A 13,064-nucleotide genomic window follows, 5' to 3' on the forward strand; every position below is an offset into this window, starting at 1 on the left:
TTCTGGCTGAACTGCGATGTGGAAGAGTCGCTCGGCGGCGATCCTCCCGGCTAAGAACGACCCGGCGCCGCCGCCAACGCCTCGAACAGATCACGGGTCGCATCGTCGGCCGGATAGAAGCACTCGATTCTTAGCTCCTGCAGCATCACGTCCTGCGGATTTCCCAGCGTGGTCAGCGTGGAAAACAGCGACGCGCGGAAGCGCCCCGCATGCACCACCACCGGCAGCACAGGCGGCAGCGGCCCGTCTGCCGGATCGTCGTCCACCAGAAGCACCCCGCCCGGTCCCACCAGATCCGGATGCCATTCGGCAATGCGACGAAAGATCTCACGCGCGGTCTGGTCATGCGCCTGCACCTGCAGTTCCTGCCAGATGCGGCGCAGCAGGTAACGGCCCACCTGGCGGGCATTTTCCAGCACCGGCCACAGCCCGTTCGGGTCGAACACCGCCAGCATCAGGTTGACGCGGCCGCCTTCACCGTCCAGCGTGGCGGGCTGGCGATTGCCCAGCAGTTGTTCGAGCATGCGCCCGTACGCCTGGTTGGCATCGACCAGATGCCAGAAGCGGTCCAGCACCGCGGCGGGATACGGTTCCTGCTTGGCAAGGATCAGCGAGATGGCGTGACGCACCATCTGCATCGCCGGCGCGTCCAGCGTGTTTTCGCTGTAGGCCGGCGCATAGCCGCTGGCCAATAGCAGCCGGTTGCGCTGGCGCAGCGGCACGCCAAGCCGGTCGGCCAGCGCCAGCACCATCTCGCGGCTGGGCCGCGCGCGGCCCGATTCGAGAAAACTGATATGGCGCTGGGATACCCCGGCCGCCAGCGACAGCGCCAGCTGGCTATAGCCGCGCTTGCCGCGCCAGTAGCGCAGGAGTCCGGGAAAGTCGATGGCGGCTTCGGAGCCAGGCGTGAGCGTTTCCATGTGGCGCATTACAGCACACGGCCGGATGTTGCACGACTACCTGCCAGGTAATCGCCGCCATTCATCCACACGCCCTTCCTTCAGCCATCGAGCAAGCCTCTTTCAGATTCGTCGCATTTCAGTTCCGCCCCACCCCGCCTAGCATGACCACTTTCCCTTTGCCTCCCGCTACCCCGATGCGGGCCGACCATGATCCGTTCCCTTGCCAACAAGTCCACGGCCGCGCTGTTCTGTGGCCATTCCGTACACACCCTGCCGCTCGCCATCCAGCCCGGCACCATGCGCAAGCTGGCCATGCTGGATGCCGCCGTGTCCCCGCCTGACCTCGCCGCCGCGCCGGCCAACGAACTGGAGCCGATACGCGGGCGCCGTCGCGGCCTGTGGAGAGTCCGCATCGAGGGCGACTGGCACCTCTGCTTCCGCTTCCTGAACGGCGAAGCCTGGGATGTGGAGGTGGCGCAGTGCCCGGCCGACGAGGAGGACGCATGAGCCTCAAGCGAGATGACCTGTCGCGCAGCGACTTCAGCAGCTACGTTACCGGCGACCCCGTGCCGCCCACCCCGCCCGGCGATATCCTGTTGCATGAGTTCATGGTGCCCAATGCCTTGTCGGCCGGCGCGCTGGCCGTGGCGCTGCGCGTGCCGGTGACAAGAATCGAGGGCATTCTCTGGCGCGAACGCGCCATTTCGCCTGAAACCGCGTTGCGGCTGGCCCGCTTCTTCGGTACGTCGGCCGAGTTCTGGGTCCGGCTGGAAGCGAACCATGCGCTGCGCATGGCCCGGGCCTACGCCGGACCGGCAATCGAACGGGACGTCCAGCCGATTACGGCATGATTCCTGCACACCCATTTGGGTGATGTCCACGCCACTACGGCGATGCGGCGTCACATGCGGATGGTATGCTCTGACTTTTCAATTCCCGCGCGCACAGGGCGCGCACCCTGATGGAAATAGCCATACTGCTGGCGCTGATCTTGCTGAACGGCCTGTTCGCCATGTCCGAAATCGCGCTGGTGACAGCCCGCAAGGCCCGTTTGCAGCGCCAGATCGAAGCGGGCGACCGCGGTGCCATCGAGGCGGTCAAACTGGGCGAGGACCCGACCCGCTTCCTGTCCACGGTACAGATCGGTATCACGTCCATCGGCGTGCTCAACGGCGTGGTCGGCGAATCGACGCTGGCCGCCCCGCTCGCCGTATGGCTGCAAGGCTTCGGCATCTCGTCCACCACGGCAGGGTACATGTCCACCGCCATCGTCGTCGCGGGCCTGACCTATTTCTCCATCGTGCTGGGCGAACTGGTGCCGAAGCGCCTGGGCCAGATGGCACCCGAAACCATCGCCCGCCTGGCCGCGCGCCCGATTTCGATCCTGGCCGTGGCCTCCACGCCGTTCGTCAAGCTGCTGTCCGGCTCCACGCAACTGGTGCTTCGCATGCTGGGCGTGAAGTCCGATCGCGGCCCCGCCGTGACCGAGGAAGAGATCCACGCGCTGCTGGTGGAGGGCTCCGAAGCCGGCGTGATCGAGCGCCACGAGCACACGATGGTGCGCAACGTATTCCGGCTGGACGACCGTCAGCTGGCCTCGCTGATGGTGCCCCGCGGCGACGTGGTCTACCTCGACGTCGAGTCGACCGAGGAAGAAAACCTGCGCCGTATCGAGGAATCGGATCATTCGCGCTTTCCCGTGGTGCGCGGCGGCATGCATGACATCCTTGGGGTGGTAAGCGCGCGCCAGTTGCTGGCCCGACGCCTGCGCGGCGAAAAGGCCGACCTGACCGCCGTGCTGCAAGCCGCCGTGTTCGTGCCGGAAAGCGTGACCGGCATGGAACTGCTGGAGAACTTCCGTTCGTCGGGCGGCCAGATCGCGTTCGTGATCGACGAGTACGGCGAGGTCCTGGGTCTGGTCACACTGCAGGACCTGATCGAGGCCATCACCGGCGAGTTCAAGACCGAAACGGCTGGCGAGGAATGGGCCATCCAGCGCGACGATGGCTCATGGCTGCTGGACGGCCTGATCCCGATCCCCGAGCTCAAGGACCGTACGGGCCTGCGCGCAGTGCCTGAGGAAGACAAGGAGCGCTATCACACGCTGTCGGGCATGCTGCTGCTGTTGCTGGGCCGCCTGCCGCAAACGGCCGATACGGTCCAGTGGCACGACTGGAAGTTCGAGATCATCGACATGGACGGCAAACGCATCGACAAGGTGCTGGCCTCCAGGGTGCCGCCGGAAGACGGTCCCGAGGCCGAGACCACCGGCTGAGACCGGCTGAGACCGGCTGAGACCGGCTGAGACGGCCGACAAAATGAAACAACAACGGGCGCACACCATGCGCCCGTTTTTCTTTGGCGCGACGACAATCACGGCCGAATTCCCGCGCCGTTGCGCGGCCACCTTCTATCGCCAATCACCCTCGACGGTCAAGATAACAAAGGTAGCGACAATCGAGAGCGTTGTTTGAAATCAAAAGGTGTGCGTCGCACGCGCCACGTCAATATCGGCGTTCTCCGAAATTGTTCGTCACTGCCGTATGATCTGAGCTATGCGGTCTGACAACTAAGTAGTACTACCGAGATGACTGGCCGCGTCATCATAAAAATAATGAAAGCGAGCGCGCGATCGATGTCGGATGCGCGCCTTCACGCATGAACGGGAATGCAGTCCGATGTATCGCGGGCGGCCTACGCACAAATGAACTCGCTGCCAGCACGGGTAATTGATGGATCCTGACACCAAAGACACGCCGACGCCCGGCGTCGGTGGCAGCGGGTCACCTGCCGACCTACCCTCCACCGCCATCCAGCCGGCGTCCTTCCTGGCCGCGCTGGAGGAGCACCGCGCGCACTTCAGTCCGGCTCACCTGCTGGCCGTGATGGTGATCCGGCTCGACCGCTTCGCCCACGCCTGTGAAAGCATCGGCCCGCAGCGCGCAAACGACCTGCGCGCCCAGGTAAAGTCCCGCGTCACTTCGGTGACCAGCATGCCGGTGGCCATGCAATGGCTGGGGCCAGCCGATCTTGGCGTGGCCTGCGTGTTGCCCGACGACGCCGAAAGCGCCCGTTCGCTGAGCCAGGCGGTGGCCGACCAACTTGGCCGGCCTTTCCAGGTGGGCGGCTTCGAGGCCTTCCTGTCGTGCAGCATCGGCAGTGCCGTGGACGGGGACGATACCGGCACCGAACGGCTGCTGCAGCAGGCTTTCGACGCCATGCTGCAGATCAACCGTCGCGGCGGCGCCGGCATCGGCACGGCCAGCCGTCCCGCCACGCCGCGTATGGCGACACTGCTCGCGGCGTTACCGAGTGCCATCGAACGGGGCGAACTGAGCCTGCAGTTGCAGCCGCGTGCGTCGCTGGCCACCGCCGCGATCACCGCCTACACGGTGCGCCTGCGATGGCAGCACCCGGTACTGGGTCGCGTGGCACCGCAGGATTTCCTGCCCGCTGCCGAGGCACTGGGCCTGATGAATGTGATTGGTGGCTGGACGCTCCAGCAGTTGCTGCAGCTCATGCGCGATACGGCACCGCTCGGGCCCCTGCAGTTCACGCTGCTGGCCACCAGTTCCCAGCTTCAGGCCGATGACACGATCTGCATGCTGCGTCGGGCCATCGACGCCCACCACATCCGGCCGGGACAGATCTGCGTCGAGGTGCCGGTCGACATCGTGCCCCCCACCGAGGCAACCGACAAGGCACGGCGCCTTCGCGATGGCGGCGTCGGTATCGCGCTGGCGGACTTTACCGACTCGGAGCCCAGCCTGCAGGCGCTTTCGCTGGTGCAGCCCGATATCGTCACGCTCGACGCGCGCCATCTCGGTCACGCCAGCCAGAGGCCAGACACGGCAGCAAGCCTGCGCCGCGCCTGCGAATGGGCCAAGGCGCGGGGGGTGGCGGTCTGCGCCAAGGGTGTCGAAACCCAGGCCCAGCTCGATGTGATTCGGAGCTGGGGGTGCGACACCATGCAGGGCTTCCTGCTGGCGCAGCCGTTTCCGGCGCCGTGGCTCCTGCAGACGCACGCCGCCGTCACCGAACGTGCCCGCCTGCTGCTCAAGCCCTGAGTCCAGAGGCCCGGTCGGGTGTCGGTCTCTGTCTGTCAGACAGCTTCGTAATGCCAAATAGGCACACATCCTGCATCGAGGGAGGCCGGGGCGACGATAACATGTGCCCACTTCTACTATCCCCGAAAGGAGCCTCTGATGAAAAAAGGATGGATCTGGTGCGTACTGGTTGCCACGCTGCTCGCCGGCTGCAACACGATGTCCGGTCTGGGGCAGGATGTCCAGAAGGGTGGACAGAAGCTCGAAAATTCGGCCGAGAAGTCGAAGTAATTCCGGTTTCGTCGTCGCCACCACCCGGCGATACAAGCAAGGGCGCCAGTGGCGCCCTTGCTGCTTTGAAGCGTTCTCGCGCGCCATCGCAATGGCGTTGTAATTCTTACCGCCAGCGCGATCCCCGCCCTCGCTCAGGGCTTGCGCAGTTGGGCGGCTTCTTCGGCCAGCTTGCGAATGCGTGCCCAGTCCTTTGCCGCCACGGCGTCCTTCGGCACCACCCACGAGCCACCGACGCACACCACGTTGGGCAGCGCCAGGTAGGTGGATGCCTTCGCCAGGTCGATGCCACCCGTCGGGCAGAACTTCAGTTGCGACAACGGGCCGTGCAGCGATTTCAGCATCGGCACGCCACCAGCAGCCTCCGCCGGGAAGAACTTCAGGAACGAAAAACCGCATTCCAGCGCGAACATCGCCTCGCTGGCCGTAGCCACGCCCGGCAGCAGCGCGATGCCGGCGCCCTGCGCGCCATCGGCCAGCTTCTGCGTGAGCCCCGGCGACACGGCGAACTGCGCGCCGACGTCACGCACGGCGCGCAACTGGTCGAGGGTCAGCACCGTGCCGGCACCCACCACGGCCTGTGGCAACGCCTTGGCCACGGCTTCCATCGCCTGCAGCGCCACGGGCGTGCGCAGCGTGATTTCCAGCATCGGCAGGCCGCCCTCGACCAGGGCTTCGCTGATGCGCAGCGCGTCGTCCACCGAGTGGTATTCGAGCACCGGAATCACCGGCACGTTGGTCAGGCGTTCGATCAGCGGGGAAGGTTGGATTTGCATGACAGTATTCACAATGTTCATTGTCCTGAGCCGTCAGACCCGGTAAGCCGGGCCCGGTTCAGGCGATGACCGAAACGCCCCGCTCCAGGCGGGCCAGCACTGTTTCGGCGGTGGGGATGGGCGCCACCGCGCCGTAGCCGGTAGTCGACAGCGCCGCCGCCACGTTGGCATAGCGCGCCGCCTCGAACGGATCTGCACCCGCGGCCAGACGGGCCACGAAGCTGCCGCCAAAGCAGTCGCCCGCGCCCGTGGCATCGAGCGGCCGGACCGGATACGGCGCCACCAGCGTGCGCGACTCGGGCGTGGCCACGTAGCTGCCCTCCTCGCCCAGCTTCAGCGCCACCACGCTCACGCCGCATGCGAGCAGGTGGTCGACGATCGCGTCGCGGTCGTCCAGGCCGGTCAGCACGGTGATGTCGTCCCAGCTCGGCAGGCAGATATCGGTCAGCGAGAACGCCTCGCGCATGATGCCGCGCGCCCGCGCCAGCGACCACAGGCGCAGCCGCAGGTTGGTGTCCAGCGACACCCGCACGCCAGCCTTGCGCGCATGTTCCATCGCGGCCAGGCCCGCGTCGCAGGCCGACGTGCTGACGGCCAGGCTGATGCCCGACAGGTGCAGGTAGCGCGCCTGCGCAATGGCCGCCAACGGCAGCTGTTCGTGGTGATAGCGGCTGGCCGCCGACCCTTCGCGCAGGTAGTCGAAGCGATGGCCGTGACTGTCGTGGGAAACGAAATAGACGCCGGTGGGGGCCGAGGCATTGATGCTGACGTGGCGCGTATCCACCCGCTCGTGCGTCCACAGCGCCAGCAGCCGCTCGCCAAAGCTGTCGGCGCCCACGGCGCTGATGTAGCCGGTGCTCGCGCCCTGGCGTGCGGCGGCAATCGCAAAGTTGGAGGTGTCGCCGCCAAAACCCTGCAGGTAGCGGGTCGGATCGTCGGGCTGCTGGTTGAACTCGACCAGCGGTTCGCCGTAGGCAAGGATGTCGATACTCATGAACGCGCGCCTCTCTTTCAGAAGAACGTCTGCACGATGTCGATAACGCGCAACTGGCCATCCAGCACGGGGATGTGGCGCCACTTGTCGAACGTCAGGCAAGGATGCGAGATATCAAAGGCAATCATATCGCCGACACGAATGTCGTCGCCAGCGGCGATTTCCAGGTATGCATGCTGGTCCATCATGCCCGTCACCTTCCATTCGGCCGGCACCGCCACGGGCGCGGCGGCACCCGGGCGATAGGTCTGCGCCGGAATCGGCATGCCGGCGTCGAACGCGGCGTCGCGCTTGCCCATGCCGATGATGGCGCGCCGGGGCTCGGGAATCGACTGCACATAAGCCCACAGCTGCAGCGCCGGCAGCAGCCCCTCGCGCATTTTCTGCGCCACCGGGTTGCTGGCCAGGATACGCTCCTGCGCGGCCCGGTAGACGCCCACGTCGTGGGTCAGGTAGCAGCCGGGACGCAGCACGATGTCGATCGGCGCGCCAATATCGGTGCGGGCGAACTCCTCGGCCACCACGTCGTACCATGCCGAGCCCGCGCCCGACATCACCACCGGACTGCGGCCGAAGCGGCCGAGGGCGGCCAGTTCGCGCGTGACCGCCACGGTGCGCTGCAGGAACCGCCGGATATCGGCCTCCTGCTGCAGCACACCCTCATAGATCTCGACGCCGGCCAGCAACAGCGCGTCAGGCCAGCGCGACAGTGCTTCCAGCACCTCGGCCTGCTGCGCGGCGTCGCGTACGCCGGTGCGGCCGCCCTCCACGCCCAGTTCCAGCAGCACCTGCAGCGTCTGCCCGCGGGCCTGAAAGAACGCGCCAAGCTGGTCTACCAGGGCCGCCGAATCCACCAGCGTGAAGAATTCGAAGCCAGGATCGCGTAGCAGATCGGCCACGATTTCCATGTTGCGGCGACCCACCAGCTGGTTGGCCATCAGCACGCGCTTCACGCCGTGCGCGGCGGCCGCCGCCGTCTGCTGCGCGGTGGCCAGCGTGATGCCCCACGCCCCTTCGGCCAGCTGGCGCGCGAACAGCTTTGGCGCCATCGTCGTCTTGCCATGCGGCGCCAGCTGCACACCGTATGCACCCATGAACTTCCGCATCCACTGAAGGTTGTGAACGAGCTTGTCTTCGTAGAGCACGGCGGCAGGCAGGCTCAGTTCCTCGCGCAGCAGACGCCAGCCCGGCTGGCCGGCTTCGGCGGGCGTCAGCGGTGCGTCCAGACGGCCCAGGGCCTTGTTCAGCGGATCGATCATGCCGGTCTGGTACTTTGTTTCACGCATGGCTGACATCACCCTGTAAAAATTCAATTGACGTAATCATAGCCTTGAAACTACGATATTTCATCCTTGTTATAAAGTAACATGCTGTGTCGGCCCAGCGGCCCGCCAGCCCTCGCCATCCGCATGACCGCATCCTTCGACATCCTGACCCGCATTGCCGAGCGCGGCCCGTCGCTGCGGCTGGCCGAGCAAAAGGTGGCGCAAGTGATCCTGGAGGACCTTGCCGGCGCGGCGGCCACCAGCATCAACGAACTGGCGCGCAAGGCCGCCGTCAGCGAAGCCAGCGTGACGCGTTTTGCCAAGGCCATCGGCTGCCGCGATGTGCGCGACCTGAAGCTGCGCCTGGCCCAGGCCACCGCGGTCGGCACACGGTTCCTGCAGCCTGCCCCCGCGCTTGCCGACGACGCCTCGCCGGCCGCGATGGCCGAGCGCATCCACACCGACGTGCTGACGACGCTGGAAGTCAACCGCAAGCTGATCGATCCCGAACGGATCGTCGAAGCCGCCCGGCTATTGCTCGATGCACGCATGGTCTACGCTTTCGGCATGGGCGGCGGCTCCACGTTCATGGCCGACGAGGCGCGCTATCGGCTGGCGCGGCTGGGCCAGCCCGTGGCGACGTATCAGGACGCGCTGCTGCAGAAGATGGTGGCGGCCACGCTGTCGCGCGACGACGTGGTGCTGGCGTTTTCCGCCAGCGGCAACGTGCCCGAGATGCTGGCCAGCTGCGATATCGCACGCGAGTACGGCGCGCGGCTGATCGCCGTGACAGCGCTGGGGTCGCCGCTGGCGGCACGCGCCGACGTGCTGCTGCCTGTGCGGACGCTGGAGACGGACTTCATCTTCAAGCCGTCGGCGTCGCGCTACGCGATGCTGATGGTGGTGGACGTGCTGGCCACCCAGTGCGCGATGCTCCAGCAGGACCAGAGCAAGGAAAAGCTGCGCCGCCTGAAATACGTGCTCGACGCCCATCGCGGCGTCAGCCATGACAGCGACGGGCCGGACAGCCGCCAGCCGCTGGGAGACTGACCATGCCACACCTGTTCGATACCCTCATTCGCTGCGTCATGCTGCTGGACGGCTCGGGCAGCGCGGCGCGCATGGCCGACATCGGCATCCGCGACGGACGCATCGCCCGCATCGACGAGGCCGGCGCCATCGATCCCGACACCGCCTCGCATGTTGTGGAAGGCCACGGCCTGGCGCTGGCGCCCGGCTTCATCGACGTGCATACGCACGACGACACCAATGTCGTGCGCGATCCGGCGATGACGCCGAAGATCTCGCAGGGCGTGACCACGGTCATCGTCGGCAACTGCGGCATCAGCGCGGCGCCGGTGACACTGGCCGGCGACCCGCCCGACCCGATGAACCTGCTGGGCCGCGCCGACGCGTTCCGCTACCCCGATTTCAAGACCTACGTCGATGCCGTCAACGCGGCGCAGCCATCGGTCAACGTGGCCGCCCTGGTGGGCCACACGGCGCTGCGCAGCAACCATATGGACCGCTTCGACCGCGCCGCCACGGCCGGGGAAATCGCGGCCATGCGCGCCCAGCTCGAAGACGCCCTGGCGCACGGCGCGCTGGGCCTGTCCACCGGGCTTGCCTATGCCAATGCGTTCAGCGCCCCGACGGACGAAGTGCTGTCGCTGGCCGAACCGCTGGCCGATGCCGGCGCGCTATACGCCACGCACCTGCGCAGTGAATTTGCCGAAATCCTCGATGCCATGGACGAGGCGTACCGCATTGGCCGCCATGCGCGCGTGCCGGTGGTGATCTCGCACCTGAAATGCGCGGGCGTGCCAAACTGGGGCCGCAGCGGCGAGGTGCTGCAGTCGCTGGAAGCCGCGCAGCGTTGGCAGCCGGTCGGCTGCGACTGCTACCCGTACACGGCCAGTTCGTCGACGCTCGATCTCAAGCAGGTGACCAGCGATTTCGACATCCAGGTGACGTGGTCCGAGCCCCATCCCGAAATGGGTGGCCGCCTGCTGGCCGATATCGCCACCGAATGGCAGGTGGACATGATGGAGGCCGCGCGCCGCCTGCAGCCGGCCGGCGCCGTCTACCACTGCATGGAAGACGCCGATGTGGACCGCATCCTGAGCCATCCGGCCACGGTGGTCGGTTCCGACGGCCTGCCCAACGATCCCCTGCCCCATCCGCGCCTGTGGGGAGCGTTCCCGCGCGTGCTGGGCCATTACGCGCGCGACCGCGAACTGTTTCCGCTGGCCGTGGCCGTCAACAAGATGACCGGCCTGTCTGCAGAACGCTTCGGCCTGCAGGATCGCGGCTTCGTGCGCGAAGGGTACTGGGCCGATCTGGTGCTGTTCGACTCCGCCACGATCCGCGACGCCGCCAGCTTCACCGACCCGATGCAACCGGCCGAAGGCATTGCGGCGGTCTGGGTCAACGGCGAGCTGACCTGGCAGCACCGCGCGGCCACCGGCGTGCGCGCCGGCCGCTTCCTGCCGCGCCACACCCGGCCGCAGCCCTGAGCGCCCAGGATCAACCGCATCAACCGCATACCAAGCACAACAGGAGTTCCCATGGATATCAAACGATTCGGCGTCGAAGGCGGCACGGGCCAGGGCGGCTCGCACATGCCGTTCGCGCGCGCGGTGCAGGCAGACGGCTGGCTGTATGTGTCCGGCCAGGTGCCGATGGTCGATGGCGAGGTGGTCGAGGGCAATATCGTCACGCAGACCCACCAGGCCATCAAGAACGTGCTGGCCATCCTGGCCGAGGCCGGCTACGGCCCCGAGCACGTGGTGCGCTGCGGCGTCTGGCTGGACGATGCGCGCGACTTCCCGTCGTTCAACAAGATCTTCAAGGAATACTTCGGCGCCAATCCGCCCGCGCGTGCCTGCGTGCAGTCAAGCATGGTGGTGGACTGCAAGGTCGAAGTGGACTGCATCGCCTACAGGAATCCCGCGGCCTGAGCCGCACCACCCGCCTGCCGACGTCGGTGAGCCAACCGATGGCCGGCCGGCTCCATCAACCCGCCGCCAGATACCGGACACCCCGGGCACGCGCGGCATTTTCATAGCGGAAGCGGACCGTCCGACCGGGCGGCAACCGCCACAAGGAGACGAGACATGGGTGCCGTTACCGGAACCACGCTCTTGATTTACGCGCTGATCGCCGTGATCGCGCTGGTGATTCTGATCGCCAAGTTCAAACTGAACCCGTTCATCACGCTGGTGGTGGTTTCGGTGGCCCTGGGCTTTGCCGTGGGCATGCCGATGGGTGACATCGTCAAGTCGTTCGAAGCCGGCGTCGGCGGCACGCTGGGCCATATCGCGCTGGTGATCGGGCTTGGCACCATGCTGGGCAAGATGATGGCCGAATCGGGCGGCGCCGAGCGCATTGCCCTGACGCTCATCAACTTCTTCGGCGAGAAGAACGTGCACTGGGCCATGGTGGTCATCGCGTTCATCGTCGGCCTGCCGGTGTTCTTCGAAGTGGGCTTCGTGCTGCTGATCCCCATCGCGTTCAACGTGGCCAAGCGTACCAACACGTCGATGATCCTGGTCGGCATTCCGATGGTCTGCGGCCTGTCCGTGGTGCATGGCCTGATCCCGCCGCATCCGGCCGCGCTGCTGGCGGTGCAGGCCTACGGCGCCGACATGGGCCACACCATCCTGTACGCGCTGATCGTCGGCGTGCCCACCGCCATCATCGCCGGCCCGCTGTTCGCCAAGCTGATCGACAAGCACGTGAAGCTGCCCGACGTGAACCCGCTGGCCGAACAGCTGACCGAGGAAGCGTCCACGGCCAAGGGCAATCTGCCCGGCTTCGGCATCACGGTGCTGACCATCCTGCTGCCGGTGTTCCTGATGCTGATCGGCAGCTGGGCCGACCTGATCGCCACGCCGAAGACGTTCGCCAACGACGTCCTGAAACTGATCGGCAACTCGGTGATGGCCCTGCTGATCGCCACGCTGTTCAGCTTCTACACGTTCGGCAAGGCGCGCGGCTTCACCCGTGAAATGATCCTGAAGTTCACCAACGAGTGCGTGGCCCCCACGGCCATCATCACGCTGGTGGTCGGTGCCGGCGGCGGCTTTGGGCGCGTGCTGCGCGATTCGGGCATCTCGACGGCCATCGTCGACGTGGCCACCCACGCCAATGTGTCGGTGCTGGTGCTGGGCTGGCTCGTGGCCGTGATGATCCGCATCGCCACGGGCTCGGCCACGGTGGCCATGACCACGGCCGCCGGCATCGTCGCCCCGATCGCGGCAAGCGTGCCGGGCACCCGCCCGGAACTGCTGGTGCTGACCACCGGCGCGGGCTCGCTGATCCTGTCGCACGTGAACGACGGCGGCTTCTGGCTGGTCAAGGAATACTTCAACATGACCGTGGCGCAGACCTTCAAGACCTGGTCGGTGGCCGAAACGATCATCTCGGTGGTGGCCCTGCTGTTCACGCTGGCGCTTGCGACGGTGGTGTAACGTGGTTGCCGGCCATCGAACTGGTGTGGCGTTCGCCATGTCAGTCGTGGCCGGCGGGCCGTATCACCCGAGACAGTCAGACTGGGAGAGTTTCAACCCTTCTCGTCGTACGAAATCAGCTTCCACGACACGTTCCAGTACGCGACCCGCTCCCCCAGCAGGTCGTCCAGCCATGACAGCCGGCGAGGCTTGGGCATCTCGAATTCCGGCAGGACGTCACCCTTGCGGAAATGCCGCGTTGCCCCGGCAAATACAGTTGCAGCCTCCGGCACGCACCAGATACCGCTTTCCGGACAAGGCTGACCGGTTTTGGCGCGG

13 protein-coding genes and 1 pseudogene are annotated in these 13,064 nt (G+C 66.4%); 9 read left to right on the forward strand and 5 right to left on the reverse strand.

The window, feature by feature from the left end; genetic code table 11:
• Window positions 1–50: 50 nt before the first annotated feature.
• Window positions 51–920 (reverse strand): helix-turn-helix domain-containing protein, encoded by an 870-nt coding sequence (locus BLQ58_RS19085; RefSeq protein ID WP_092601192.1) that lies wholly within the window; start codon window positions 918–920, stop codon window positions 51–53.
• 189 nt (window positions 921–1,109) lie between these two features.
• On the opposite strand from BLQ58_RS19085, the gene BLQ58_RS19090 reads away from it, so the two are divergent.
• The 5 genes from BLQ58_RS19090 (at window position 1,110) to BLQ58_RS19110 (ending at window position 5,239) form a co-directional block, all read left to right on the forward strand.
• The gene (locus BLQ58_RS19090) at window positions 1,110–1,409 is read left to right on the forward strand and encodes a type II toxin-antitoxin system RelE/ParE family toxin (protein WP_092601121.1); all 300 of its coding nucleotides are present in this window, start codon (window positions 1,110–1,112) and stop codon (window positions 1,407–1,409) included.
• On the forward strand, window positions 1,406–1,753 hold the full coding sequence (locus BLQ58_RS19095) for a HigA family addiction module antitoxin (RefSeq protein ID WP_092601123.1): 348 nt from the start codon (window positions 1,406–1,408) through the stop codon (window positions 1,751–1,753). Before BLQ58_RS19090 ends, BLQ58_RS19095 begins: the two co-directional genes overlap by 4 nt.
• 110 nt (window positions 1,754–1,863) lie before the next feature.
• The gene (locus tag BLQ58_RS19100; protein WP_092601125.1) at window positions 1,864–3,177 is read left to right on the forward strand and encodes a hemolysin family protein; all 1,314 of its coding nucleotides are present in this window, start codon (window positions 1,864–1,866) and stop codon (window positions 3,175–3,177) included.
• A gap of 457 nt (window positions 3,178–3,634) precedes the next feature.
• Complete coding sequence (locus BLQ58_RS19105; RefSeq protein ID WP_092601127.1) at window positions 3,635–4,969, forward strand: GGDEF domain-containing phosphodiesterase; 1,335 nt, start codon at window positions 3,635–3,637, stop codon at window positions 4,967–4,969.
• A 138-nt stretch (window positions 4,970–5,107) separates the two neighbouring features.
• Window positions 5,108–5,239 carry an entericidin A/B family lipoprotein gene (locus BLQ58_RS19110; RefSeq protein WP_066740471.1) on the forward strand — a complete coding sequence of 44 codons (132 nt, stop codon included), beginning with the start codon at window positions 5,108–5,110 and terminating at the stop codon, window positions 5,237–5,239.
• Window positions 5,240–5,373: 134 nt separating this feature from the next.
• On the opposite strand, the gene BLQ58_RS19115 is transcribed toward BLQ58_RS19110, so the two are convergent.
• From BLQ58_RS19115 to BLQ58_RS19125, 3 genes are read right to left on the reverse strand one after another with little or no spacing between them, the layout of a single operon-like run.
• A complete protein-coding gene (locus BLQ58_RS19115; RefSeq protein ID WP_092601194.1) occupies window positions 5,374–6,015 on the reverse strand; it encodes a bifunctional 4-hydroxy-2-oxoglutarate aldolase/2-dehydro-3-deoxy-phosphogluconate aldolase in 642 nt (213 codons plus the stop codon).
• 58 nt (window positions 6,016–6,073) lie between these two features.
• Window positions 6,074–7,009 (reverse strand): sugar kinase, encoded by a 936-nt coding sequence (locus BLQ58_RS19120; protein WP_092601129.1) that lies wholly within the window; start codon window positions 7,007–7,009, stop codon window positions 6,074–6,076.
• Between the two features lie 17 nt (window positions 7,010–7,026).
• On the reverse strand, window positions 7,027–8,295 hold the full coding sequence (locus BLQ58_RS19125) for an amino acid deaminase (RefSeq protein ID WP_092601131.1): 1,269 nt from the start codon (window positions 8,293–8,295) through the stop codon (window positions 7,027–7,029).
• Between the two features lie 123 nt (window positions 8,296–8,418).
• Between BLQ58_RS19125 and BLQ58_RS19130 the strand changes: the two genes are divergently transcribed.
• The 4 genes from BLQ58_RS19130 (at window position 8,419) to BLQ58_RS19145 (ending at window position 12,746) form a co-directional block, all read left to right on the forward strand.
• Window positions 8,419–9,324 (forward strand): MurR/RpiR family transcriptional regulator, encoded by a 906-nt coding sequence (locus BLQ58_RS19130; protein ID WP_092601133.1) that lies wholly within the window; start codon window positions 8,419–8,421, stop codon window positions 9,322–9,324.
• Between the two features lie 2 nt (window positions 9,325–9,326).
• A complete protein-coding gene (locus tag BLQ58_RS19135) occupies window positions 9,327–10,790 on the forward strand; it encodes an N-acyl-D-amino-acid deacylase family protein (protein WP_092601135.1) in 1,464 nt (487 codons plus the stop codon).
• A gap of 51 nt (window positions 10,791–10,841) precedes the next feature.
• Window positions 10,842–11,234, forward strand: a complete 393-nt coding sequence (locus BLQ58_RS19140) for a RidA family protein (RefSeq protein WP_092601137.1) — start codon at window positions 10,842–10,844, stop codon at window positions 11,232–11,234.
• Window positions 11,235–11,390: 156 nt separating this feature from the next.
• On the forward strand, window positions 11,391–12,746 hold the full coding sequence (locus tag BLQ58_RS19145; RefSeq protein WP_092601139.1) for a GntP family permease: 1,356 nt from the start codon (window positions 11,391–11,393) through the stop codon (window positions 12,744–12,746).
• Between the two features lie 92 nt (window positions 12,747–12,838).
• Here the strand turns inward: BLQ58_RS19145 and BLQ58_RS29330 are convergent.
• Window positions 12,839–13,064: pseudogene (locus BLQ58_RS29330) on the reverse strand (sel1 repeat family protein); the annotation flags it as partial.

Source organism: Ralstonia sp. 25mfcol4.1 (genome assembly GCF_900104095.1).
Taxonomy (GTDB): Bacteria; Pseudomonadota; Gammaproteobacteria; order Burkholderiales; family Burkholderiaceae; genus Cupriavidus.

Excerpts from the sequence above, each read along its gene's own strand:
- BLQ58_RS19085 (WP_092601192.1), bottom strand. The coding sequence starts at position 920 with ATGGAAACGCTCACGCCTGGCTCCGAAGCCGCCATCGACTTTCCCGGA.
- BLQ58_RS19090 (WP_092601121.1), top strand. The coding sequence starts at position 1,110 with ATGATCCGTTCCCTTGCCAACAAGTCCACGGCCGCGCTGTTCTGTGGC.
- BLQ58_RS19095 (WP_092601123.1), top strand. The coding sequence starts at position 1,406 with ATGAGCCTCAAGCGAGATGACCTGTCGCGCAGCGACTTCAGCAGCTAC.
- BLQ58_RS19100 (WP_092601125.1), top strand. The coding sequence starts at position 1,864 with ATGGAAATAGCCATACTGCTGGCGCTGATCTTGCTGAACGGCCTGTTC.
- BLQ58_RS19105 (WP_092601127.1), top strand. The coding sequence starts at position 3,635 with ATGGATCCTGACACCAAAGACACGCCGACGCCCGGCGTCGGTGGCAGC.
- BLQ58_RS19110 (WP_066740471.1), top strand. The coding sequence starts at position 5,108 with ATGAAAAAAGGATGGATCTGGTGCGTACTGGTTGCCACGCTGCTCGCC.
- BLQ58_RS19115 (WP_092601194.1), bottom strand. The coding sequence starts at position 6,015 with ATGCAAATCCAACCTTCCCCGCTGATCGAACGCCTGACCAACGTGCCG.
- BLQ58_RS19120 (WP_092601129.1), bottom strand. The coding sequence starts at position 7,009 with ATGAGTATCGACATCCTTGCCTACGGCGAACCGCTGGTCGAGTTCAAC.
- BLQ58_RS19125 (WP_092601131.1), bottom strand. The coding sequence starts at position 8,295 with ATGCGTGAAACAAAGTACCAGACCGGCATGATCGATCCGCTGAACAAG.
- BLQ58_RS19130 (WP_092601133.1), top strand. The coding sequence starts at position 8,419 with ATGACCGCATCCTTCGACATCCTGACCCGCATTGCCGAGCGCGGCCCG.
- BLQ58_RS19135 (WP_092601135.1), top strand. The coding sequence starts at position 9,327 with ATGCCACACCTGTTCGATACCCTCATTCGCTGCGTCATGCTGCTGGAC.
- BLQ58_RS19140 (WP_092601137.1), top strand. The coding sequence starts at position 10,842 with ATGGATATCAAACGATTCGGCGTCGAAGGCGGCACGGGCCAGGGCGGC.
- BLQ58_RS19145 (WP_092601139.1), top strand. The coding sequence starts at position 11,391 with ATGGGTGCCGTTACCGGAACCACGCTCTTGATTTACGCGCTGATCGCC.